This window comes from Streptosporangium brasiliense, from assembly GCF_030811595.1.
GTDB classification, from domain to species: Bacteria; Actinomycetota; Actinomycetes; order Streptosporangiales; family Streptosporangiaceae; genus Streptosporangium; species Streptosporangium brasiliense.
Genome location: NZ_JAUSRB010000002.1, coordinates 7,938,163 through 7,960,173, shown reverse-complemented (window position 1 = coordinate 7,960,173; position 22,011 = coordinate 7,938,163). Strand labels below are relative to the sequence as shown.

Annotated in this window: 20 protein-coding genes; 12 read left to right on the top strand and 8 right to left on the bottom strand. The window is 72.2% G+C overall.

All coding sequences use genetic code 11. The features are described 5' to 3' along the window. Positions 1-62 precede the first annotated feature (62 nt). From J2S55_RS45580 to J2S55_RS45565, 4 genes are read left to right on the top strand one after another with little or no spacing between them, the layout of a single operon-like run. Complete coding sequence (locus J2S55_RS45580) at positions 63-383, top strand: chaperone modulator CbpM (RefSeq protein ID WP_306874518.1); 321 nt, start codon at positions 63-65, stop codon at positions 381-383. Next, complete coding sequence (clpB, locus tag J2S55_RS45575) at positions 374-2,980, top strand: ATP-dependent chaperone ClpB (protein WP_306874515.1); 2,607 nt, start codon at positions 374-376, stop codon at positions 2,978-2,980. Before J2S55_RS45580 ends, clpB begins: the two co-directional genes overlap by 10 nt. Positions 2,981-2,992: 12 nt before the next feature. Then, entirely contained in the window at positions 2,993-3,439 is a 447-nt protein-coding gene (gene trxA, locus J2S55_RS45570; RefSeq protein WP_306874512.1) for a thioredoxin, read from the top strand. Position 3,440: 1 nt separating this feature from the next. Continuing rightward, positions 3,441-5,087 (top strand): FAD-dependent oxidoreductase, encoded by a 1,647-nt coding sequence (locus tag J2S55_RS45565; RefSeq protein ID WP_306874509.1) that lies wholly within the window; start codon positions 3,441-3,443, stop codon positions 5,085-5,087. A gap of 89 nt (positions 5,088-5,176) precedes the next feature. On the opposite strand, the gene J2S55_RS45560 is transcribed toward J2S55_RS45565, so the two are convergent. After that, positions 5,177-7,465 (bottom strand): helix-turn-helix transcriptional regulator, encoded by a 2,289-nt coding sequence (locus J2S55_RS45560; RefSeq protein ID WP_306874506.1) that lies wholly within the window; start codon positions 7,463-7,465, stop codon positions 5,177-5,179. A 177-nt stretch (positions 7,466-7,642) separates the two neighbouring features. Continuing rightward, entirely contained in the window at positions 7,643-8,383 is a 741-nt protein-coding gene (locus tag J2S55_RS45555; RefSeq protein WP_306874503.1) for a GntR family transcriptional regulator, read from the bottom strand. Positions 8,384-8,612: 229 nt separating this feature from the next. On the opposite strand from J2S55_RS45555, the gene J2S55_RS45550 reads away from it, so the two are divergent. Together J2S55_RS45550 and J2S55_RS45545 are read left to right on the top strand one after the other, a co-directional pair. Next, a complete protein-coding gene (locus tag J2S55_RS45550) occupies positions 8,613-9,935 on the top strand; it encodes a lanthionine synthetase LanC family protein (RefSeq protein ID WP_306874501.1) in 1,323 nt (440 codons plus the stop codon). Positions 9,936-10,097: 162 nt separating this feature from the next. Then, entirely contained in the window at positions 10,098-10,991 is an 894-nt protein-coding gene (locus J2S55_RS45545; RefSeq protein ID WP_306874499.1) for a hypothetical protein, read from the top strand. 127 nt (positions 10,992-11,118) lie between these two features. On the opposite strand, the gene J2S55_RS45540 is transcribed toward J2S55_RS45545, so the two are convergent. After that, positions 11,119-12,105 carry a sulfotransferase family protein gene (locus J2S55_RS45540; RefSeq protein WP_306874496.1) on the bottom strand — a complete coding sequence of 329 codons (987 nt, stop codon included), beginning with the start codon at positions 12,103-12,105 and terminating at the stop codon, positions 11,119-11,121. 403 nt (positions 12,106-12,508) lie between these two features. On the opposite strand from J2S55_RS45540, the gene J2S55_RS45535 reads away from it, so the two are divergent. From J2S55_RS45535 to J2S55_RS45520, 4 genes are all read left to right on the top strand, one after another. Continuing rightward, positions 12,509-13,495: a sugar ABC transporter substrate-binding protein gene (locus J2S55_RS45535; RefSeq protein ID WP_306874493.1), complete on the top strand. Its 987-nt coding sequence runs from the start codon at positions 12,509-12,511 to the stop codon at positions 13,493-13,495. After that, positions 13,492-14,520 (top strand): ABC transporter permease, encoded by a 1,029-nt coding sequence (locus J2S55_RS45530; RefSeq protein WP_306874490.1) that lies wholly within the window; start codon positions 13,492-13,494, stop codon positions 14,518-14,520. The genes J2S55_RS45535 and J2S55_RS45530 overlap by 4 nt, the downstream gene beginning before the upstream one ends. A gap of 131 nt (positions 14,521-14,651) precedes the next feature. After that, on the top strand, positions 14,652-15,431 hold the full coding sequence (locus J2S55_RS45525; RefSeq protein WP_306875890.1) for an ATP-binding cassette domain-containing protein: 780 nt from the start codon (positions 14,652-14,654) through the stop codon (positions 15,429-15,431). A gap of 130 nt (positions 15,432-15,561) precedes the next feature. Then, entirely contained in the window at positions 15,562-15,963 is a 402-nt protein-coding gene (locus tag J2S55_RS45520; RefSeq protein WP_306874487.1) for a DUF6355 family natural product biosynthesis protein, read from the top strand. Between the two features lie 220 nt (positions 15,964-16,183). Here the strand turns inward: J2S55_RS45520 and J2S55_RS45515 are convergent, their stop codons facing one another. The 3 genes from J2S55_RS45515 to J2S55_RS45505 all read right to left on the bottom strand — a co-directional run bounded on the left by J2S55_RS45515 (position 16,184) and on the right by J2S55_RS45505 (position 18,654). Continuing rightward, complete coding sequence (locus J2S55_RS45515) at positions 16,184-17,761, bottom strand: lectin (RefSeq protein ID WP_306874483.1); 1,578 nt, start codon at positions 17,759-17,761, stop codon at positions 16,184-16,186. 164 nt (positions 17,762-17,925) lie between these two features. Beyond that, positions 17,926-18,237: an OmpA family protein gene (locus J2S55_RS45510; RefSeq protein WP_306874480.1), complete on the bottom strand. Its 312-nt coding sequence runs from the start codon at positions 18,235-18,237 to the stop codon at positions 17,926-17,928. A 3-nt stretch (positions 18,238-18,240) separates the two neighbouring features. Beyond that, positions 18,241-18,654: a RidA family protein gene (locus J2S55_RS45505; protein ID WP_306874477.1), complete on the bottom strand. Its 414-nt coding sequence runs from the start codon at positions 18,652-18,654 to the stop codon at positions 18,241-18,243. Between the two features lie 51 nt (positions 18,655-18,705). Here J2S55_RS45505 and J2S55_RS45500 point away from each other — a divergent pair, with 51 nt between their 5' ends. Beyond that, the gene (locus J2S55_RS45500) at positions 18,706-19,155 is read left to right on the top strand and encodes a MarR family winged helix-turn-helix transcriptional regulator (protein ID WP_306874474.1); all 450 of its coding nucleotides are present in this window, start codon (positions 18,706-18,708) and stop codon (positions 19,153-19,155) included. Here J2S55_RS45500 and J2S55_RS45495 read toward each other — a convergent pair. Together J2S55_RS45495 and wrbA are read right to left on the bottom strand one after the other, a co-directional pair. Further along, complete coding sequence (locus tag J2S55_RS45495; RefSeq protein ID WP_306874471.1) at positions 19,152-20,579, bottom strand: MFS transporter; 1,428 nt, start codon at positions 20,577-20,579, stop codon at positions 19,152-19,154. The two genes, J2S55_RS45500 and J2S55_RS45495, sit on opposite strands and share 4 nt — an antisense overlap. Positions 20,580-20,604: 25 nt before the next feature. After that, entirely contained in the window at positions 20,605-21,276 is a 672-nt protein-coding gene (wrbA, locus tag J2S55_RS45490) for an NAD(P)H:quinone oxidoreductase (protein WP_306874470.1), read from the bottom strand. A 79-nt stretch (positions 21,277-21,355) separates the two neighbouring features. Here wrbA and J2S55_RS45485 point away from each other — a divergent pair, with 79 nt between their 5' ends. Then, entirely contained in the window at positions 21,356-21,835 is a 480-nt protein-coding gene (locus tag J2S55_RS45485) for a MarR family winged helix-turn-helix transcriptional regulator (protein ID WP_306874467.1), read from the top strand. Positions 21,836-22,011: the final 176 nt, after the last annotated feature.

The following is a 22,011-nucleotide window of genomic DNA, read 5'->3' as shown; positions in this document are numbered from 1 at the left end:
CCGGAGGCGGTGCCGGCCCGGCCGTCCGTGAGGTCCCGGCGGCCCGTTCCGTGGAGGCGGCGATGAGTTACGCACTGACCCGACCCCGGCGCCTGGACCTGGAGGCGTTCGCCTGGGCCACCGGGACCCACCCGGACCTGGTGCGCCGTCTCGTCACCCTCGGCGTGCTCGACGCGCAGCGCGACGCGGCCGGGGCCCTGTGGTTCCCGCTGTCCCAGGTGTACGCCATGGCCCGGATCCAGCGCCTGCGCGCCGGTTTCGCGCTCAACTACGCCGCGCTCGGCCTCGTGGTGGACCTGCTCGACCGGATCGCGGAACTGGAGGCGGCCCAGCGCAGCCGTCCCGGCACTACAGGCACTACAGGAGGACCGCAGTGGACGTGAACGAGCTGACGCAGAAGTCGCAGGAGGCGCTGCACGACGCGCAGACCAAGGCGCTCCGTTTCGGGCACACCGACGTCGACGGGGAGCACCTGCTGCTGGCGCTGCTGGATCAGCCGGACGGCCTGATACCTCGTCTGCTCCTCAGGTCCGACGTCGACGTGGAGCGGCTCGTCGCCGACCTGGAGGCCGAGCTGAGGCGCCGCCCCCGGGTCGGCGGCCCCGGGGTCGATCCCGGCCAGGTCCGGGTGACCCAGCGCCTGTCACGCCTGCTGGAGGCGGCCAAGCGGGAGGCCGGCCGGCTCAAGGACGAGTACGTCTCGGTGGAACACCTGCTCGTCGCCCTGCTGGAGGAGGGCAGCGAGAGCTCCGCCGGACGGCTGCTCCACCAGCAGGGGCTAAGCAGGGACGCCTTCCTCCAGGCGCTCACCGCGGTCCGCGGCCACCAGCGGGTCACCTCGGCGATGCCCGAGGTCGCCTACGAGGCGCTGGCGAAGTACGGCCGGGACCTGGTCGCCGACGCCGCCGCGGGCAAGCTCGACCCGGTCGTCGGACGCGACAGCGAGATCCGCCGCGTCATCCAGATCCTGTCGCGCAAGACCAAGAACAACCCGGTCCTGGTCGGCGACCCCGGAGTCGGCAAGACCGCCATCGTCGAGGGCCTCGCCCAGCGGATCAGCAACGGTGACGTGCCCGAGGGGCTGAGGGACAAGACGATCTTCAGCCTCGACATGGGCGCCCTCGTGGCCGGCGCGAAGTACCGGGGCGAGTTCGAGGAGCGCCTCAAGGCGGTGCTCAACGAGGTCGTGGCCGCCGAGGGGCGGATCCTGCTGTTCGTCGACGAGCTGCACACGGTCGTGGGCGCGGGCGCGGCCGAGGGCGCCATGGACGCGGGCAACATGCTCAAGCCCATGCTGGCCCGCGGCGAGCTGCACATGATCGGGGCCACGACCCTGGAGGAGTACCGCAAGCACATCGAGAAGGACGCCGCCCTGGAGCGCCGCTTCCAGCCCGTGATGGTCGACGAGCCCTCGGTCGAGGACGCCATCTCGATCCTGCGCGGCCTGCGTGAGCGGCTGGAGGTCTTCCACGGGGTGACGATCCAGGACGCGGCGCTGGTGGCCGCCGTCGTGCTGAGCCACCGCTACATCTCCGACCGCTTCCTGCCGGACAAGGCCATCGACCTGGTGGACGAGGCCTGCGCGATGCTCCGCACCGAGATCGACTCGATGCCCGCCGAGCTCGACGAGCTCACCCGCAGGGTGATGCGGCTGGAGATCGAGGAGGCCGCGCTGGCCAAGGAGGAGGACCAGGCGAGCAGGGCCCGCCTGGAGGAGCTGCGCAAGGAACTCGCCGACCTGCGGGCCGAGGCCGACGCCATGCGGGCGCAGTGGGAGGCCGAGCGGCAGGTGCTGCGCAGCGTCCAGGCCCTGCGCGAGGAGATCGAGCGGGTGCGTACCGAGACCGAGCGCGCCGAGCGCGACTACGACCTCAACCGCGCCGCCGAGCTGCGGCACGGCAAGCTGCCCGAGCTCGAACGGCGACTGCGTGCCGAGGAGGAACGCCTGCGCAGCAAGCAGAGCGCCGGGCGGCTGCTGCGCGAGGTCGTGACCGAGGACGAGATCGCGATGATCGTCTCCAGGTGGACGGGCATCCCGGTGAGTCGCCTGCAGGAGGGGGAGCGGGAGAAGCTCCTGCATCTGGACAAGATCCTGCACGAGCGGGTGATCGGCCAGGACGAGGCGGTGCGGCTGGTGGCCGACGCCGTCATCAGGGCCCGCTCCGGCATCAAGGACCCGCGCCGTCCGATCGGGTCGTTCATCTTCCTCGGGCCGACCGGCGTGGGCAAGACCGAACTGGCCAAGGCACTCGCGGCGGCGCTGTTCGACACCGAGGACAACATGATCCGCATCGACATGAGCGAGTACCAGGAGCGTCACACGGTCAGCCGTCTCGTCGGCGCCCCTCCCGGCTACGTCGGCTACGACGAGGGCGGCCAGCTCACCGAGGCCGTACGGCGCAAGCCGTACTCGGTGGTGCTCTTCGACGAGGTGGAGAAGGCGCACCCCGACGTCTTCAACACGCTGCTGCAGGTCCTGGACGACGGCCGGCTCACCGACGCCCAGGGCCGGACCGTCGACTTCCGCAACACCGTGCTGATCATGACCTCCAACCTCGGCTCGATCTACCTGCTCGAAGGCGTCACGTCGAGCGGGGAGATCAAGCACGACGCGCAGGAGCAGGTCATGGCGGAGCTGCGCTCGCACTTCCGGCCGGAGTTCCTCAACCGCGTCGACGACATCGTGATCTTCAAGCCGCTCACCCCTCAGGAGATCGAGCACATCGTCGAGCTGATGTTCGGCGAGCTGCGGGTGCGGCTCGCCGAGCGGGGGATACGGCTGGAGGTCTCCGAAGCGGCGCGCCGGTACATCGCCGAGCGGGGATACGACCCGGTGTACGGCGCGCGCCCGCTGCGCCGCTTCATCGCCAGGGAGGTCGAGACCCGCATCGGCCGTGCGCTGCTCACCGGTGACGTGCACGACGGCGCCGTGGTCCGGGTCGGACTGGCCGAGGGCGAGCTCGTCGTCACCTACGAGTGAGGAGAAGCGGGCATGTCATCAAATATCGTGCAATGTAAGAACTGCGGGCAGAAGAACAGGGTCCCAGCGGCCGCGCCGAGCGCTCCGCGCTGCGGCAGGTGCCACCGGCCACTGCCGTGGCTGGCCGAGGCCGGCGACGACGACTTCGCCGAGGTGGCCGAGGGCTCGCCGGTCCCGGTGATCGTGGACTTCTGGGCGGCGTGGTGCGGGCCCTGCCGGATGGTCAGCCCGGCGCTCGACCGGGTCGCCGAGGACCTCGCGGGCACGGTGAAACTCGTCAAAGTCGACGTGGACCGCTCGCCCAAGCTCGCCGAGCGCTTCACCGTCCGCAACATCCCCTACCTGATGGTGATGAGCGGCGGGCGGGTCGTGGCCGAGCGGGCGGGCGCCGCTCCGGCCGCCGAGCTGCGCACCTGGGTGGACGGGGCGATCGCGACGGCGGGACGGGAGGGCGGCTGAGATGGACGCCTTCGCCGAGACCCCCGACCACCACGGGGCCTTCCCCCGGCTGAGCGACGAGCAGACCGCGAGGCTGGCACCCCACGGGGTCCGGTGGCCCACCCGGCCAGGCGACGTCCTGTTCCGCGAGGGCGAGGACTGCCCAAACCTCTTCGTCGTCCTGGCGGGCAAGGCGGCCGTCATCCAGGACGAACGGGTGGTGCGGGTCCACGGGCCGGGCCGCTTCCTCGGCGAGCTCGGGCTGCTTGTCGGCCAGAAGGCGTTCACGACGTCGGTCGTCTGCGAGGCGGGCGAGATCCTGGCGATCCCCACCCGGCGCCTGCTCCAGATCGTCGCCCACGATCCGGAACTGGGGAACCTGATCCTGCGGGCCTTCCTGATCCGCCGCTCGCTGCTCATCAGCAGCGGGGCGGGCCTGAGGATCATCGGCTCCCGCTACTCGCCGGACACCCGGCGGCTGCGGGAGTTCGCCGCCCGCAACCGGCTGCCGCACCGGTGGATCGACCTGGAGGAGGACGAGGAGGCCGAGGCGCTGGTGCGCAATCTCGGCATAGCGCCGGACGAGACGCCCGTGGTGATCCTGGGCGGGACGCAGGTCCTGCGCAATCCCGGCAACGCCGAGCTGGCCCGCGAGATCGGCCTGCCGGTGCCGTCGGCGCCGAAGGACGTCTTCGACCTCGTCGTCGTGGGAGCGGGTCCCGCGGGCCTGGCCGCCGCGGTGTACGGAGCGTCGGAGGGACTGCGCACGGTGGTGCTCGACGCGGTCGCCGCCGGCGGCCAGGCGGGCACCTCGTCGTGCATCGAGAACTATCTCGGCTTCCCCACGGGGATCTCCGGCGGCGAACTCGCCGAGCGCGCCGTCATCCAGGCCAAGAAGTTCGGCGCGCACCTCGGCGTGCCCGCCGAGGCCACCTCGCTCAAGCGGCGGGACGGGCACTACACCGTGGGGCTGCGCGACGAGCCGCCGGTCGAGGGCCGCACGATCGTCATCGCCACCGGAGCGCGCTACCGCAAGCTCGGGGTGCCACGGCTGGAGGACTTCGAGGGCAACGGCGTCTACTACGCCGCGACCCTGGCCGAGGTCGCGTTCTGCCGGGGGGAGCCGGTCGTGGTCGTGGGCGGAGGCAACTCGGCGGGGCAGGCGACGATCTTCCTGGCCGGGCACGCCGGCTCGGTCCGCCTGCTCGTCCGCGCGGACGACCTCGCCCAGGACATGTCGCGCTATCTCATCGACCGGATCGAGAACAATCCCAAGGTGGAGGTGATGCTCCGCACCGAGGTGCGCGAGCTGGCCGGTCCCCACGTCCTGGAGGCCGTCGTCGCCGAGGACACCCGCACCGGGGAGCGGCTGCGCATCGACACCCGGGCCATGTTCGTGTTCATCGGGGCCGACCCCTGCACGACCTGGCTCGCCCCCGAGATCGCCCTCGACGACAGGGGATTCGTCCTCACCGGCTTCGACGACGGCCTGCCCCTGGAGACCAGCCTGCCGGGCGTCTTCGCGGTGGGCGACGTCAGGAGCCGCTCGGTCAAGCGGGTGGCCTCGGCGGTGGGCGAGGGCTCCATGGCGGTCCGGCTGGTGCACGAGCACTTCGCCCGGCAGGAGGCGCCCGCGGTCCGGGCGGGCGTCCAGGAGGCGTCCCGGTGATCCGGGCGAATGCTGAGCACCCGCCTGCGGTCCGGGGGGCGTTCAGGAGGCCGCCCCTGCGGTCCGGGCGGGTCCGGGCGGAGGCTCGGTCAGGAGGCGCCGCGGCGGTCCGGGCGGACGCTCTCCTGCACGGCGAGCCGGGCCAGCTCGACACGCGAGCGGATGCCGAGCTTGCGGAAGACCTGGCGCAGGTGGAAGGCGACGGTGTGCTCGCTGATGAACATCTGCTCGGCCGCCTGGCGGTTGGTCACCCCCTGGGCGACGAGATCGCAGACCGCGCGTTCGGTGCCGGTCAGGCTGGACCACCCCGACACGGGATGGTCGGTCCGGACCCAGTGGCGGCGCCGCTCGCCCAGCGCCCGCAGCCGGCCCCGCACCCGTGCCGCGTCGCGGATCGCGTCCACCGACCCGTAGCACAGCAGCGCGCTGTTGAGGCTGGAGACGGCCAGGTCGCGGGCGCCGGCGTCGGCGCCGAGCAGCACGCCGAGGTCCTCCGCGGCCGAGGCCCTGGCCCACGGGTCGGTGTGCTCGGTCATGGCGCGGACCAACGCGTCCGGATCGCGCTCGCGCACGCCGCGCGCGTGGGCGGCGGCCACCGAGGGGTTGGGCAGGCGGGGGTTGCGCCAGGCGATGCCCTCGGCCGCGTCCACCACGGCGTCGGCCCGGCGCTCGTCCCGCACCGCCATCGCCACCCGCACCAGCCACGCCGCCGCCGTCGGGTCGCTGGTCAGCGCCCCGGTGTGCCTGGGCAGCGCGTCGTAGACCTGGCTGAGCGAGCTCATCCCGCTCGCCGCGCCGCCGCGCGCCTCGCTGATCCGCCCGGCCGTCAGCTCCGAGCGCAGCCGCGCGTACGGCGGCGCGTCCCGCACCCCCCTGGCCAGGTCGCTCTCCAGATACCTGACCGCCCGGGGAAGGTCGCCCGCCCGCAGTGAGGCGGTGCCGAGCACCGACAGGGCCGAGGAGACGAGGACCGGCACGCCCAGGCTGCCGGCGGCGGTCAGCCCGGCCTCGGCCTGTTCGATCGCGCTGCCCAGCCGGCCGGCGGCGAGGTCGAGGCGGGCGCGGAGGACGGGTATCTCGGCGGCCCACTCGGGCTGCCCGGCGGCCTCCTCCACGGCGCCGGCCAGCACCGTCTCCGCCTCGTCGAGCAGCCAGAGGTCGGTCAGCATCGTCGTCAGGACGGCCCGCGGCTGCGGGTGGCGCCCGCTGCCGGGCAGCTCCACGGCCTCGCGGGCCAGCTCCAGGCCGCGCGCGAGCCTGCCCTCGTCCCAGGCGAGCAGGGACAGCAGCACGAGGGTGTCGGCGGCCGCGCCGTCGGCGCGCTGGTGCCGGGGGAGCCGACGGGCCGGCGGGCCCTGCCCGATCTGCTGGCGCAGCGCCTGCCGTACCGGCGCGGGCACCGTGTCGACGATCGACCGCCACACCAGCTCGTTCCGGAAGGCCAGCTTGTCGGAGGCGACCACGAGCACGCCGGCCGCGAGCGCCTCCTCCAGGGAGGGGAGCAGCGCGGCGGGCGGCTGGCCGAGCATCTCGGCCGCGTACCCCGGGGAGAACGAGCGGCCGAGCAGCGCGGTCGCCTCCAGCAGGTGCCTGGTCCTGGCGCTCACCTCGTCCAGGCGCCGCCGGACGGCGGCGTGGAGGCGCCGGGGCAGCGCCGTCCCGGTCAGCAGGGCGACGCCCGAGCCCACCCGCACGGCGTTCTCCTCACGCAGCCCGGTGAGGAGCGCCAGCAGCAGGGACGGGTCCCCGCCCGCCTGCGCCGCCAGCTCCGCCAGCTCCTCTCCCGGGGCCGCGTTCAGGGTGTCGGCGACCACCTCGGACACGGTCTCCTCATCGAGCGGGCTCAGCAGGATCCGGGTGGCCCCCTCCTGTTCGAGCAGGTCGAACAGGAGGCCGGAGTCGCCGCCGCCGGAGGTGGTACGGCGGGCCAGCAGCCACGCCAGCGGGTGGGAGGCCAGCCGCGACGGCAGCGTCCGCAGGGCCATGAGCGTGGCGGGGTCGGCCCACTGGAGGTCGTCCAGGGTCACCAGCAGCGGTCCCGGCCTCGCCCGTCTCTCCAGCGCGGCCCGCACCCGCTCGGCCAGCCACATCAGCAGGCCCGGCCCGTCGGGGAAGTCGCTCCTGGTGACGGCCACGGGGGCCGGTGACTCCTCCAGGGCCGACAACAGCGGTCCCAGCGGCGTCAGCCGTCCCAGCTCGTCGGCCCGGCCGGTCGCGACCGCCGTGCCCCGCGCGGCCGCGACGGTCGCCGCCTCGGCGAGCAGGAGGCTCTTGCCCATCCCGGGCTCGCCCTCCACGAGCACCACGTTCGCGGTCGTGTCCGCGGCGGTCCCCAGCAGTTTGAGGATCGCCGCCCACTCAGGCTCCCGGCCGCGCATCGGCGTCCCCCGTATTTGAGGTCATACGCCTAGCTCTTTCCCGGCCGTTCCCTCCCGGCACGTCCCAAGAGGACAAAACACCCTAAACAACTGTCCAGGTCGATACCTTTTTCAGGATTTTTGTCGTTGTAGGGCGGTCAGGGGGCTGGCCCGCCCTCCCGGGACCGTTCCGAGGGCTCAGCGCTCGATGAGCGTGACCTCCAGGGAGTAGTGCGAGGCCCGGTAGACGTGGGAGCCGTGTTCCACGGCCCTGCCCTGGTCGTCGTAGGTGGTGCGGAGCATCGTGAGCAGGGGCGCGCCGCGCCGCTCGTCGAGCAGCCGGGCCTCGGTGGCGGTGGCCGCGCGCGCCCCGATGCGCTGGTTGGCCACGCGCATCCGCACCCCGGCGGAGCGGAGCAGCTCATACAGCCCGCGCTCCTGGAGGCTCTCGGCGGTCAGCGGTGCCAGGCCGACGGGCAGCCAGTTGTGCAGCAGGGCCAGCGGCTCCCCGGCGGCGTAGCGGATCCGCTCCATCCGCAGCACCTCGGTGCCGGCGGCGACGCCGAGGATGGCGGCGATCTTCTCGTCCACGGGCCCGGACTCCAGGGCCAGCACCCGGGTGGCCGGCTCCTGGCCCGCCCTGCGCAGGTCGTCGTAGAGGCTGGTGAGCTCGACCGAGCGCTTGACCTGGCCGTGCACGACCTGGGTGCCGACGCCCCGCTTGCGCACCAGCAGGCCCTTGTCGACGAGGTATTGGATCGCCTGGCGGATGGTCGGCCGGGACAGGCCGAGCCGGTCGGCGAGCAGGATCTCGTTGTCGAGCCTGGATCCGGGCGGCAGGTCGCCTCGCTGGATGGCCTCGGAGATCTGCTCGGCCACTTGGAAGTAGAGTGGCACCGGGCTGGACCGGTCCAGATCGATGGCGAGCTTCGCGGTCATCTGCCCTCCCGTGGATACGCTCCGTGATCAGGCTAGCGGACATCAGAATGTCATGACAAATCATGCCCAACGCTCCGGATGTGCCGTTGCTCCGGCGGGTCGCCGGTCGGCGTAGTAACCTGCCCGTATGCTCGGGCGATCGTCGCCGACGCTGCGGACACCAATATTACCTATTGATCCTGTAGGAAATGGGGGTAAAGTGGTGGTCTGGTCACATGAAGGAGCCGCCATGAGCCCGGAACCGGGGGCCGAGACCCCGCTGAGCGCCGCGGTCAGGGCCGCGCGCTGGATCCGCTCCGCGGCCGTGGACGACGGACACGGGCGGCACTGGCGGGCCAACCCCGACACGCGAGGCCGCTCGGCCATGCCCGGCCAGCCGCTGTCGCTGTACTCCGGGGCGGCCGGCATCGTCCTGTTCTTCCTCGAACTCGCCGCCGCCACCGGGGACGAGGGCTACTTCGACGACGCCGTGGCCGGGGCCCGCTACCTCGCCGCCACCTGGCGGGAGCAGGCCGACCTCTCCCTCCACCACGGTCTGGCGGGAGTGATGTTCGCCCTCGCCGAGGCGGGGTGGGCCACCGGCGAGAGCTCCTTCGAGGCGGAGGCCGGGGCCGTCGCCGACCACATCGTGCGCAGCGCCCGTCCCGTCGACGGAGGGCTCGGCTGGACCGGCGACCCCGCGCAGCGCGGCGACGGCGGGATCATCCTGGGGCTCCTGCACGCCGCCGGCATCCTGGGCGTCCCCGCCTACCAGGAGATCGCCGTCGAGGCGGGCACGCGCATCGCCGACCTCGCCGTCCCCGGCCACCGGTTCGGCGACGGCGCCTGCGCCGACCTGCCGCTGGACGCGGTCACGCCCGGTTTCCTGTCCGGCACGGCGGGCACCGCCTTCCTGCTCGCCCGCCTGTACGGCCTGACCGGGCAGAGCGGCTTCCTGAAGGCCGCCAGGAGGGGGTCCGACTTCGTCCGCGCGATCAGCGTCGTGACGGACCGGTGCGCGATGGTCCCGCACCACATCCCGCAGGGCCGCGACCTGCACTATCTGGGGTTCTGCTCGGGATCGGCCGGGGTCGCGCGGATGTTCTACGAGCTGTACCGGGTGGCGGGCGACGCCGGGGACCTCGACTGGGTGGAGCGGCTGGCCCGGGGGATCGTCCGCAGCGGCACCCCGGGCCGCCGGACGGACGGCTACTGGAACGTGGCCTGTCAGTGCTGCGGCGCGGCCGGCCTGGTGGAGCTGTTCGTCGGGCTCTGGGCGGCGACCGGCCGCCAGACCCACCTGGAGTTCGCCCACGAGCTGGGGACGGACCTCATCGGCCGGGCCACCCGGCACGACGGGCGGGGTTGGCGGTGGTATCAGGCCTATCGCCGGCTGCGGCCCTGGGAGGTCACCGCCGACACGGGATACATGGTCGGCGCGGCGGGGATCGGGGCCGCCCTGCTCCACCTGGACGCCACCACCCGCCCGCAGGAGATCCGGCGGCTCATGCTGCCCCCCGACAACCCGTTCCCGGCCATCCCGCTGCCCGCCGCGACGCTCCGCCACTCCTGAGCGCCATGGGAACGTCCCGCCGGGGAGGCCGGCGCCGCGGGCGGTCGCGGGCCGGGACCCTCGGCGACCTGAGCCATGCGACCGCCAAAAGGCGATCAAACTCGTGACCACGATTGGTGATCCTCCATGACTACCACGCAGACCTTGCCTACCGTCGGTGCCGTGTTGACCCTTGACGACTTTCTTCCCGACCCGGAGCGTTCGGTGGTGGCGGTCGAGCCCGCCGTGCCGGGCGCGGGCCACTGGGCGGGCGCCCCGAGCGCGGTGGCGGGCGACGGAGTGATCTACCTGGCCTACCGGCTGCGCCGCCCGGTCGGGGAAGGGCGTGGCTACGCTGTCGTCGTCGCCCGGTCGGCGGACGGTGAGCGGTTCGAGCCCCTGCTCACGATAGACAGGCAGGAGATGGACGCCGAGTCGCTGGAGCGTCCCACCCTGGTCCGCACCCCCGAGGGGCGCTGGCGGCTCTACCTGAGCTGCGCCACCCATGGGAGCAAGCACTGGCGGGTGGAGGTGCTGGAGGCCGGCGACCCGGCCGGGTTCGACCCCCGGCGCCGCCGGACCGTGCTCCCCGGAGATCCCAAGACCGGCGTCAAGGACCCGGTGATCGTACGGCGGGGCGACGTGTGGCACCTGTGGGCCTCCTGCCACCCGCTGGCCGAGGCCGAGGAGGCCGACCAGATGGTCAGCGACTACGCCACCAGCGCCGACGGGCTCGAGTGGATCTGGCAGGGCACCGCGCTCAGCGGCCGGCCCGGCGCCTGGGACGCCAGGGGCACGCGGATCGCCGCGGTCCGTTTCCTGGACGACGGGATCGTCGCCTTCTACGACGGCCGGGCCACGGCGGCGGAGAACTACGAGGAGAAGACCGGCGTGGCGGTGGGCACCGACCCGGCCGAGCTGGCCCCGGCCGGGGACGGCCCCGCCGCGTTCTCGCCGCACGCCGGCGGCGGCCTGCGCTATCTGGACATCGTGGACCTGCCGGAGGGGGGACGGCGGCTCTACTACGAGTACACCCGCCCGGACGGGGCCCACGAGCTCCGCACCGAGCTGCGCTGACCCCGAGGCGGCGGGGCCGGGCCGCTCCGGTCCGCAGCCGCCCGGGGCGGCCCGGCCCGCGCGGAGGGCCGGTCCCACGCCATGCCGCGTCGCGCGTCCGTCCCTGCCCGCCCCCGGGCCGCCGCGCCTATGTCTGCGGCCGCCCGTTGCGGGCCTGGCGCTGGCCGTTGGGGCGGGTGCCCACCAGGCCGCCGGAGCGCTCACGGGGGCGTAGCCAGTCGCTGAAGTCCTCGCCGGTCGTCTCCTGCAGCAGCGCCACGTCCTCGGCGAAGTAGCCGATCAGCCGCTCCCGCTGCTCCCAGGTGAGGGGCCGGCGGGAGCGGGCCCGCTGCTGCAGCCGCCGCTCCAGCGGGTCGGTCAGCGCCACGCTCGCCCGCGCCGGGAGGAACCGGCCGACCGCCGCCCCGGTCCGCAGCGCCCGGGACAGCAGCCGGTGGCCCCGCGTCGGCTCGGGGTGGGCGGTGACGTTCTCCCGGGGCACCTCGGTGACGACGCCGGTCTCGACGCCGAGGAAGCGGCAGATCCGGTCCAGGGTGTCGGCGGGCCGGTCGACCAGGTCGCGGTAGCGGAAGACCAGCACCTGCTCGCGGGGGAACAGGGTGTACAGGTGCGCCAGCTGCTCGCCGTACCGGCCGAGCCCGCGATAGTGCCAGAACGGCGCCCAGCCCGCCCTGATCCGCCGCTCCTCCTCCTCGCACGCCCGCACCACGTCGCCGACCGGTTCCAGCCCGGCCGACCACAGATGGGTCCAGTTGGAGTGGGCCCGCTCCACCGGGTCACGCAGCACCACGATCAGCCTGACCTCGGGGATCGCGGCCCGGATGCGCCGCTGCGCCTCCAGGTCGTACAGGTAGAACGGGGTGGACTCGCCCCTCAGCGTGTCCGGCGGCGCCGCGCCGAACAGGGCCTCGTAGTCCGCGCGCCGCCAGACGTGCTCGCGGTAGGTCTGGGCGTCGCCCGGCCCGCCCCCGGTCGGCGGCGGGCCGTCGGTGAGGAAGAACTTCGGCTCCTTCACCGGCGACAGGAAGAGCTCCGGGTGGCGGGCCAGCGCCGCGTGCAGCGCGGTCGTCCCGGCCTTGGGGGCGCCGATGGTGAGGAAATCCGGTAGCGGCATCGTCATTCCCCTTAATTCCTACTTTTATTGGGGAAAATATAGGCTTCCCAGGACAAAAGCAAGGGCCCGGCGATGGGTGATCGGCGGGCGCCGGGGGCGTCGGTGGCGGGGCTCCAGCCGTCGGCGTCAAGGTCGTGGAGGCCGGCGATGCCGCCCCGCTCCACGGATCTGAAGTTGACCGTCGTGCCACTCCTCGCGGCCGGGACCTCGGCCCGCCGCGGACCATCAGGATACCCTCGCCGCTTCTCCGCCCCAGGTGCACGGCCCGCGCCGCCGGCGGCCCCGGTGCGACGACATCGTCAACTCAGGTCCTAATGTCACGACAAACCATTGACAGCGTGGTAATGCGGTGGTTACAAACCAGGGACGGGGGATCCGGCGAGTCGACGCACGGAGGTTACCGATGAAGTGGACGAAAGGGCTGGTCGTCGCGGCCGCTCTGGGCCTGACCGCCCTGACCGGCTGCTCAGGCGGCCCGGCCGGGCAGAGCGGCGGCGAGCCGGCGGGCGCCTCGGCTCCGGCGGCGGCCGAGGCGGGCGCCTTCGCCGTCATCACCCACGCGGGCGCGGGCGACGCCTTCTGGGACGTGGTGAAGAACGGCGCCGAGGCCGCGGCCAAGCGGTACGGCGTCACGGTGAGCTACCAGGGTGACGGCGACCCTGCGCGGCAGTCCCAGCTCATCGACCAGGCCGTGAGCCAGAAGGTCGACGGCATCGTGGTCTCCATGGCCAACCCGGACGCGCTGAAGGAGGCCGTCGGCAAGGCCGTGGCCGCCGGGATCCCGGTGATCACGATCAACTCCGGCGGGGACAGGTCCCGGGAGTTCGGCGCGATCACCCATGTCGGCCAGTCCGAGGACGTGGCCGGGCGGGGCGCGGGGGACAGGCTCAAGGCCGAGGGCGTCGGCAAACTGCTCTGCGTCATCCACGAGGCCGGGAACGTGGGCCTCGACCAGCGCTGCAAGGGGGCGGCCGAGGGCCTGGGCGGCACGGTCGAGCGGCTCCAGGTCGAGGTGGGGAACCTCGCCGACGCCACCTCCAAGATCAAGGCCAGGCTCCAGTCGGACACCTCCGTCGACGGCGTGCTCACCCTGAACCCCGCCGTCGCCATCGCCGCCCGTGACGCGATCGCCGACGGCGGCTCCAAGGCCAAGCTCGCCACCTTCGACCTGTCGGCCGACGTGGTCACCGCCGTCAAGGACGGTGAGATCCTGTTCGCGGTCGACCAGCAGCAGTATCTCCAGGGCTGGCTGCCGATCACCTTCCTGATCCTCTACCGCGACAACCTCAACACCGTCGGCGGCGGCCTGCCGGTCAACACCGGTCCCGGTTTCGTCACCAAGGACAACGCCGGACAGGTGGCCAGGCTCGCCGAGAGCGGCACCCGGTGACGGTGGCCGACGAGCGGCTCGCCCGGACGGGGACGGCCCGGCGGCTCCTGCTCCGGCCGGAGCTCGGCGCGGTGGTCGGCGCGGTCGCGGTCTTCACGTTCTTCGCCGGCCAGTCGGCCACGTTCCGCTCGGTCGAGGGCGTGGCCAACTGGCTGGATCCGGCCTCCACCCTCGGCATCATGGCGGTGGCGATCGCGCTGCTGATGATCGGCGGCGAGTTCGACCTGTCGGCCGGGGTGCTCACCGGCACCACCGGCCTGATCACGGTCGTCCTCGCCACCCGCTACGGCCTGGCGGTCTGGACGGCGATGCTCGTCGCGCTCGTGGCGGCCCTGCTGGTCGGCTACCTGAACGGGCTGATCGTGGTCCGCACCAAGCTGCCGAGCTTCATCGTCACGCTCGGCACGTTCCTGATGCTGCAGGGCGCCAACCTGGGCGTCACCAAGGCACTGACCGGGACCGTCCAGGTCGGCGGGCTCCGCAGAGCCGAGGGCTACGAGAGCGCCCACGCCGTGCTGGCCGGGACCGTCCCGGTGGCCGGGACCGACTTCCGGGTGGCCATCCTCTGGTGGCTGGGCGTCACCGCGCTGGCCACCTGGGTCCTCATGCGGACCAGGGCCGGAAACTGGATCTTCGCGGTGGGCGGTGACGACCAGGCCGCCCGCGCCGCCGGAGTCCCCGCCGAACGGACGAAGATCGCCCTGTTCATGACGACCGCGGGGGCCGCCTGGCTGGTCGGCTCGGTCATGGCGCTCCGCTTCACCTCGGTGCAGGCCAACTCGGGCATCGGCCAGGAGTTCGTCTACATCATCGCGGCGGTGATCGGCGGGTGCCTGCTGACCGGCGGGTACGGCTCCGCGATCGGGGCCGCGATCGGTGCGGTGATCTTCGGCATGGCCGACAAGGGCATCGTGTTCGCCGGCTGGGACGCCGACTGGTTCAAGTTCTTCCTCGGCGCGATGCTGCTGCTGGCGACCCTCGCCAACCGGCTCGTCCGCCGCTACGCGGAGGAGGTGAGACGTTGAGCGGGACCGGCGCGCCCCCCGCGGGCGCCACCCCGGAGCGGCCCTCGCCCGGCGGGCCGGGCGAGGGCGTGGCGGCCGCCTCCGGCGCGGATGCGGCGCGGGCGGAGGGCACCGGGCAGCCGCCCCCCTGCCTGCTGGAGGTCCGCTCCGCGGGCAAGACGTTCGGCGGCGTGATCGCGCTGCGGGAGGTCTCCATGCGGGTGCGCGCGGGGGAGGTGACCTGCGTCCTGGGCGACAACGGCGCGGGCAAATCCACGCTGATCAAGATCCTGGCGGGCGTCCACGCACCCGACTCCGGGCAGTATCTGGTGGACGGGGCGCCGGCCGCCTTCACCAGCCCCCGTGACGCCCTGGACCGGGGCATCGCCACGGTCTACCAGGACCTGGCGATGATCCCGCTGATGTCGGTCTGGCGGAACTTCTTCCTCGGCGCCGAGCCGCGGCTCGGCCGGGGTCCGTTCCGCCGCTTCGACGTGGCCGGGGCCAGGCGCACCGTCCGCGAGGAGCTGCGCTCCATGGGCATCGACATCCGCGACGTCGACCAGCCGATGGGCACCCTGTCCGGCGGCGAGCGCCAGTCCGTGGCCATCGCCCGCGCCGTCCACTTCGGCGCCCGGGCGCTCATCCTGGACGAGCCGACCTCCGCCCTGGGGGTCAAGCAGGCCGGGGTGGTGCTCCGCTACATCGCCCAGGCCCGCGACCGGGGCCTGGGGGTCGTCTTCATCACCCACAACCCCCATCACGCCTACCCGATCGGCGACCGGTTCCTGCTGCTGAACCGGGGGACCAGCCTCGGTGAGTACGGCAAGGCGGACATCACCCGAGAGGAGCTGACCGCCCTGATGGCGGGCGGGGCAGAGCTGGAGCAGCTCGCCCACGAGCTGGGCCGGCCTGCTCGGCCCCGGAGGTGACCATCTCGATTTTCGCGTTCAGCAGCCATCTCATAATTCCCCGCAAAGCTAATTGTATCGGCCCAATCCGCGGAATTATTATGGTCGGAATTCTCCGCGCATCCGGAAACTCTCGCGTACATTCGAATCCATGGCGCTCCTGGCTTCCACCATTGATCAGTCACGACTGCGGGCCGTCTCCGCGGTGGCCTCGGCCGTGCTCGTCGCGGGCATGATGGCGACGTCCGCGAGTCCGGCCCACGCCGCGTCGGCGAACGGCCCGGCGGCCCGGCAGGAAAGCGCGGACGCTCCCCGGTGCGGATTCTTCGTCAATCAGGTAAGACAGACGCGATTCGCCGTATACGGCCATTGCGGGCCGACGACCATTCTCGTGCATGTCGACGTCAGTGGGGGCGGTAGTACGAACGACTACCACCTGTGCGTCGGCCCCGGAAACACACTCCTGGGTTTTTACGGCAACATACTGAACGCGTACTACATCGGTGGAGCAGGGTGCCGCCGGGGCGACCGGACGGGGCACACCCCTCACTGAGGCTCTCTCCACGATCACTCCAGGGTGGCTCGATCCATAGACTGATCGCATGTCAGCCACCGATCTCCAGCGCATCGCGGCCTCGTGACGGTCCGGTGTCGTTGCCGAGGGACGCAGAGCCTCTGGTGGGGACGGGCGTCAATCCGATGATGAGCGGCAGGCCGGCGGTCACTCGTCGCCGGGGCACCGCGGGCGCCCCGGCGACGGTGGACACGGTGGGTCAGACGCGGGTCCAGCGCTGGTTGGCCTGGCCGTGGCAGGTCCAGATGATGACCTTGGTGCCGTTGGCGGTGCCGTTGGCGTACACGTCCAGGCACTTGCCGGCACCCACCGCGGTGATGGAGCCGTCGCTGTTCAAACTCCACTTCTGGTTGTTCTGTCCGTTGCAGTCCCAGATGATCACATTAGTGCCGTCGGCCGTGCCCTGGTCGTACACATCCAGGCACTTGTTCCCGTACACCCGCAGCTCGCCCGCGCCGGTCAGCGTCCACTTCTGATTGGCCTGGCCGTTGCAGTCCCAGATCTCCGTCCGCGTGCCGTTGGTCTGCGAGGCACCCGTCACGTCCAGGCACCGGGCCGAGCTCAGACTCTTGAGCGCGCTCGTGGTCGGCTCGGTGATGCCCCCTCCGGTCACGACGTACATCTGGGCCCCGTGGGCGGGCACCGACGCGCTGATCGTCCCCGGCGAGGAGCCGGTCGTGTGCGCCCACAGGTCGCGCACGGAGTAGGAGGAGGCGGAGCCGAGCCCGATGGCGGCGGCGGTGGTGGACACCGTCGCCGTGGAGTTGCCCCGGTTGAGCAGCACGACCGCGACCGAGTCGTCCGACATCGGCTTGCGCCACACCTCGAGGCCGCCGTTGTCGCTGATCTTGTGGCCCTGCTTGCCGCCCCAGTCCTGGTTGACGGCGATGACCTCGGTGTTGGTGAGGATCGTGCGGGTCTCGGCGCTCATCGAGCGGATGTCGTTGCCCGCGATGAGCGGCGCGTTCAGCAGCGCCCAGAGGCTGAAGTGGGCCCGCGACTCGGTCGCCGTCATCGAGCCGACACCGACCTCCAGCATGTCGGGGTCGTTCCAGCCGCCCGGTCCCGAGTACGCCTCGAGCCCGACCTGCTGGTCCAGGATGCTCGTGACGGAGCCCCAGTCCGCCTGGATGTCGCCCGTCGTGCGCCAGAGGTTGCCCGTCGACATCCCCCAGGTCCAGACGCTCTCCTCCCCCCAGTTGCACAGGCTGTACACGATCGGGCGCCCGGTGGCCGCCAGCGCGTCACGCATGGCGGTGTACCGCTGCTGCCCGTTCTTGCCCTGGTGGTCGCCGCAGTTGTCGTACTTCAGGTAGTCGATCCCCCACGACGCCCACAGCGCCGCGTCCCGCTGCTCGTTGCCGAGGCTGGCCGGATACCCCGCGCAGGTCGTGAGGCCGGCCGAGGAGTAGATGCCGAGCTTCAACCCCTTGGAGTGGACGTAGTCGGCCAGGGCCTTGATGCCGCTGGGGAACTTCGCCGGGTCCGCCACCAGGTCGCCGTCGGCGTTGCGGGACCGGGTCGACCAGCAGTCGTCGATGTTGACGTACTTGTAGCCCGCGGCCGCCATGCCGCTGGAGACCATGGTGTCCGCGGTCTGCCGGATGAGCGACTCGCCGACGTCGCAGCCGAAGCTGTTCCAGTCGTTCCATCCCATCGGGGGCGTACGGGCCAGCCCGTTGTCCAGCGCCGTGGCGGGCGACGTCGCACCGTCGACCGCGATCAGAGAGCCGGAGGCCAGCACCGCCGCCAGCGTCCATCGCAGGATCCTACGCATCTGACTCCTCGCGGGTGGGTCATCCGGATGATCCAGAATCAAACACAAGCCATCGAGATCCATCAGGATGGTGCGCCTGAATACCACACGAGTCAATGGAGTTGTGGGCGCTTTTGTTGCTATATGTGGCCCCTGCTGGCCGCCCGGTGCCGGATGACCGCTCGTCACCGGACCGGCACCTCGAGCTCGCCCGCCTCCGGCGCGAGCGTCCGCGCGAGGTCCTCGGCCGGGTCCGCCTGCTCGGACTTGGGTCGGGGCTTGGTGAAGGTGACGTTCACCGGGCGGTTGCGGCGCTTGCCCTCGTCGGTGTCGTTGCCGTACAGGGGGCGGCGGGAGCCGTACCCGCGAGCCTGGAATCGCACGCCCCCACGTGTCAGCAATGCCGCCAGGGCGCTCTGTACCGCCTGGGCGCGGCGCTGCGACAGCGGGTCGTTGACGGCGTCGGTGCCGGAGGCCCGCAGGATCCGGTCAGGCATCCATCAGCCGGGAATCACCGCCGTGGCCTCGACCTCGACCAGTTGGTCCTTGTAGCCGAGGGCGGCGACGCCGAGCAGCGTGCTGGGCACGTCGTGCCCGCCCATGTACTCGCGGTAGACCTCCCAGGCGGCGACCAGGTCGGCCTGGCGGGAGGAGGCCACGTACACGGTGGTCTTGGCGACGTCGGTCAGTGACGCGCCGGCGTCCTCCAGGGCGGTCACGAGGTTGCGCATCACCTGGTGGGTCTGGCCGGCGTAGTCGCCGACGGCGACGGTGTTGCCGTCGAGGTCGAGGGGGCACGCACCGGCCACCCAGATGGAGCGCACGGGCGCGTCCGCGACGGCGGCGTAGGCGTAGTCGACCGCCTGTGTGAGGCGGCTTTCGCGGATCAGGCGGACGCCAGAATTAGTAGGCATGCGCATATGATCTACATTGGCTTATAATCTGTCAACGCATATAATTACTCCATGACAGACCGTCGCGACCTCGCCGCGATGCTCCACCCCCTGGTGCAGTCGCTCATCGCCGCCGAGCAGCCCGTGCTGGCCGCGCACGGGATCTCCATGTGGGCGTACGCGGTGCTCGCCGCCCTTGAGGACAACGCCGTGCGCACCCAGGCCGCTCTGGCGGAGGCGATCGGCGCCGACAAGACCCGTATCATCAGCACCCTCGACAGGCTGCAGGAGGCGGGGCTCATCACCCGCGATCCCGACCCCCGGGACCGGCGGGCACGCGTCCTCGCGATCACCGCTCGGGGCGGCGAGGTCTGCCGATCGGTACGGGCCGGCATCCAGGCCAACGAGGACCGCCTGCTCGCCCGGCTGCCCGAGGGTGAGCGCGAGAGCTTCCTGCGCGCCGTACGGACGCTGTCGCGGCTCACCCGCGAGGAGATCGTCAGCGGGACCGATCCGCGTTAGCCGCGCCGGTGCCGCGGCAGCAGCAGGCTGACCGCCGCGATGGCCAGGCCGAGCCCGGCCGCCATGAGGAAGACCAGGCCGTAGCCGGCGGCGAGGGCGTCGGCCGGGGAACTCCCGCCGGCCTCCGACGCGGCTCTGGCGCCGGCGGCCGTCGCGAGCACCGCCAGGCCGATCGACCCGCCCACCTGGCCGGCGGTGTTGGCCAGGCCGCCGATGATCCCCGCGTCGCCCTCGGGAACGTCGGCGGTCGCCGCGGCCATGAGGGTGGGGAAGGTCAGGCCGATGCCGACCGCGACGAGCAGCGTAGGACCGAGCACGCTGGTGACGTAGCCGCTGTCGGCGTGGGCCAGGGAGAGCCAGCCGAAACCGGCCAGGAAACAGGCGCTGCCGGCCAGCACCAGGGGCCGCACGCCGGTCCGCGGCAGCAGGGCGGCGGCCCATCGCGCGACCACCATGAACATCACTGCCGCGGGTGTCTGCCCGAGCCCGGCCTGAAGCGCGCTGAAGCCGAGCACGTTCTGCAGGAAGAGCGAGGTGAAGTACCACATCGCGATGGTGATCGCGCCGAACAGCAGCAGCATGCCGTTGCCGACGGCCACCCCACGGATCCGGAACAGCCGCAGGGGCATCATCGGCTGGGCGGCGAAACGCGCCTCCACCACGGTGAAGACGGTGAGCAGGAGCAGGCCCGCCACCACTGGCCCGACGACCAGCCCGGACGACCAGCCGTGATCGGCGCTCTGCATGACCCCGTAGATCAGCGCGGCCAGCCCCGCCGTCCCCGTGACCGCGCCGGTGAGGTCGAGCGATCCCCGCCGGCCGGTCCGCGCGCCGGCCAGCGACATCACGGCCACCACGATCAGCACCGCGCCGATCGGCACGTTGATGAGGAAGACCCACCGCCACGACAGGCCGGTTGTGAGGGCACCGCCCGCGACCGCGCCGGCCATCCCGCCCACACCGCCCGAGGCGGACCACGCGCCGAACGCCCTGGCGCGCGCGCCCGGCTCGGTGAAGAAGGTGTTGATCACGGCCAGCGTCGCCGGGGCCATCATGGCCGCTCCGACGCCCTGCGCGACGCGGGCCGCCACCAGGACCTCCGGAGTGGTCGCCAGGCCGCCGACCAGACTCGAGGCGGAGAACAACAGCAGCCCGGCGGCCAGCATCCGGCGCGGGCCGGCCAGGTCGGTGGCGCGGCCGCCCAGCAGCATGAAGCCGGCGAAGGCGAGCAGGTAGCCGTTCACCACCCAGGCCAGGCCGGTCGGTGTGAAGCCGAGGTCCTCGCGGACCGAGGGCAGGGCGACGTTGACGATGGACGCGTCCAGGATCACCATGAACTGGCAGGCACACGCCAGCGACAGGACCAGCCAGGCGGGGCCGGCGTGCGGCCTGGCCCGCTGGGGTGCGGTGCTGGTGCTTGTCATGACTTCCTCCTTGTCGATCCGCCGCTCACGCGGTGCGGGAGGTTGTCCCGGCCATGGCTTCGCGGGGGTTCCCGTCGTCCGCGGCGGCGCGGCCGTCCCCCAGCAGCCGGATCGTGATCCGGGCCAGCCGCCGTCCCTGGTACCTGGCCGCCTCCAGTGCCGCGGCGTCCGGGCCGTCTCCGGTCGGGCCGGTCACGAACGACGTGCCGTAGGGGTTGCCGCCGGCGGCGTACACAGCCGGATCGGTGAATCCGGGCGGGACGATCAGTGCCCCCCAGTGGTAGAAGACATTGCCCAGCGACAAGATCGTGGCCTCGCTGCCGCCGTGCCGGTTGAACGCCGAGGTGAATGCCGTCACCGGCTTGTCGGCCAGTCCCCCTTCCTGCCACAGCCCGCCGGCCTGGTCGATGAACTGCTTGAGCTGCGCGGCCGGCGCGCCGAACCGCGTCGGCGTCCCGAACGCGAACGCGTCGGCCCACGCCAGGTCCTCGACCGAGGCCTGAGTGATCGACGTGGTGGCGTCGACGTGCCGCCGCCACTGCGGGTTCTGGGCGATCGCGCTGTCGGACGCCAGTTCGGCGACCCGCCGCAGCCGCACCTCGGCCCCGGCCGAGGCGGCGCCCTCGGCGACGGCCTGCGCGAGTGCGTGCACACTGCCTGTCGCGCTGTAGTAGATGACGGCGACCTTCGCGGTCATATCGGCTCCCTCGATGTCATGTAAGATTAGTTACGCGGATAAATATTACGCACATAACTAATCTGGTCAAGGAGAGCCCATGGACTTCGAGCAAGCCGACGCCCTCAACCAGGCCATCCGCCTGCTGAGCCTGCGCCACCGGGCCAGGGCCGCCACGCTGCTGGCCCCGCTCGGCCTGCACCCCGGGCAGGAGGCGCTCCTGCTCGAACTCGCCCGGACCGGCCCGATGATCCAGGCCCAGCTCAGCGAGGCGCTCGGCTGCGAGCCGCCCAGCGTCACGCTCATGACGCGCAAGCTCGAAGCCGCCGGCCACATCCGCCGCGGACCCGCCCCCTCCGACAAGCGCGCCAGCGTCGTCGAACTCACCGACAGCGGCAAGGCGCTCGCCGACCAGGTCAAGCAGCTGTGGTGCGCCCTGGCGGAGGAGACCGTGACCGGCCTGCCCGCCGAAACGGTGGCGGAACTACCCGGCGTCCTCAAGACCTTGACCGGCAACGTAGACACCAGGCGCCCCGCCCCCCGCACGGTCGCCGGCACGGTCCAGACGGGTGAGTCCTGAGCCGTTCGGGGTGCGGGAACGGCGGAGGGTGTTGGCGAGCTGTCTGCGCCGGCAGGCATCGGCGGGCGTCGGCGGGCGTCGCGTGGAGCCGCCCGGGTGCCGGACCTCCTACGATGGATCTACTTTGTAAAGGGCAGGGGGTGCTCCGGTATCCCCATACCGTATGAAGACAACCA

Excerpts from the sequence above, each read along its gene's own strand:
- wrbA (WP_306874470.1), bottom strand. The coding sequence starts at position 21,276 with ATGACCGCGAAGGTCGCCGTCATCTACTACAGCGCGACAGGCAGTGTG.
- J2S55_RS45535 (WP_306874493.1), top strand. The coding sequence starts at position 12,509 with ATGAAGTGGACGAAAGGGCTGGTCGTCGCGGCCGCTCTGGGCCTGACC.
- J2S55_RS45515 (WP_306874483.1), bottom strand. The coding sequence starts at position 17,761 with ATGCGTAGGATCCTGCGATGGACGCTGGCGGCGGTGCTGGCCTCCGGC.
- J2S55_RS45555 (WP_306874503.1), bottom strand. The coding sequence starts at position 8,383 with ATGACCGCGAAGCTCGCCATCGATCTGGACCGGTCCAGCCCGGTGCCA.
- J2S55_RS45550 (WP_306874501.1), top strand. The coding sequence starts at position 8,613 with ATGAGCCCGGAACCGGGGGCCGAGACCCCGCTGAGCGCCGCGGTCAGG.
- J2S55_RS45505 (WP_306874477.1), bottom strand. The coding sequence starts at position 18,654 with ATGCCTACTAATTCTGGCGTCCGCCTGATCCGCGAAAGCCGCCTCACA.
- J2S55_RS45500 (WP_306874474.1), top strand. The coding sequence starts at position 18,706 with ATGACAGACCGTCGCGACCTCGCCGCGATGCTCCACCCCCTGGTGCAG.
- J2S55_RS45510 (WP_306874480.1), bottom strand. The coding sequence starts at position 18,237 with ATGCCTGACCGGATCCTGCGGGCCTCCGGCACCGACGCCGTCAACGAC.
- J2S55_RS45560 (WP_306874506.1), bottom strand. The coding sequence starts at position 7,465 with ATGCGCGGCCGGGAGCCTGAGTGGGCGGCGATCCTCAAACTGCTGGGG.
- J2S55_RS45520 (WP_306874487.1), top strand. The coding sequence starts at position 15,562 with ATGGCGCTCCTGGCTTCCACCATTGATCAGTCACGACTGCGGGCCGTC.
- J2S55_RS45485 (WP_306874467.1), top strand. The coding sequence starts at position 21,356 with ATGGACTTCGAGCAAGCCGACGCCCTCAACCAGGCCATCCGCCTGCTG.
- trxA (WP_306874512.1), top strand. The coding sequence starts at position 2,993 with ATGTCATCAAATATCGTGCAATGTAAGAACTGCGGGCAGAAGAACAGG.
- J2S55_RS45565 (WP_306874509.1), top strand. The coding sequence starts at position 3,441 with ATGGACGCCTTCGCCGAGACCCCCGACCACCACGGGGCCTTCCCCCGG.
- J2S55_RS45580 (WP_306874518.1), top strand. The coding sequence starts at position 63 with ATGAGTTACGCACTGACCCGACCCCGGCGCCTGGACCTGGAGGCGTTC.
- J2S55_RS45495 (WP_306874471.1), bottom strand. The coding sequence starts at position 20,579 with ATGACAAGCACCAGCACCGCACCCCAGCGGGCCAGGCCGCACGCCGGC.
- J2S55_RS45540 (WP_306874496.1), bottom strand. The coding sequence starts at position 12,105 with ATGCCGCTACCGGATTTCCTCACCATCGGCGCCCCCAAGGCCGGGACG.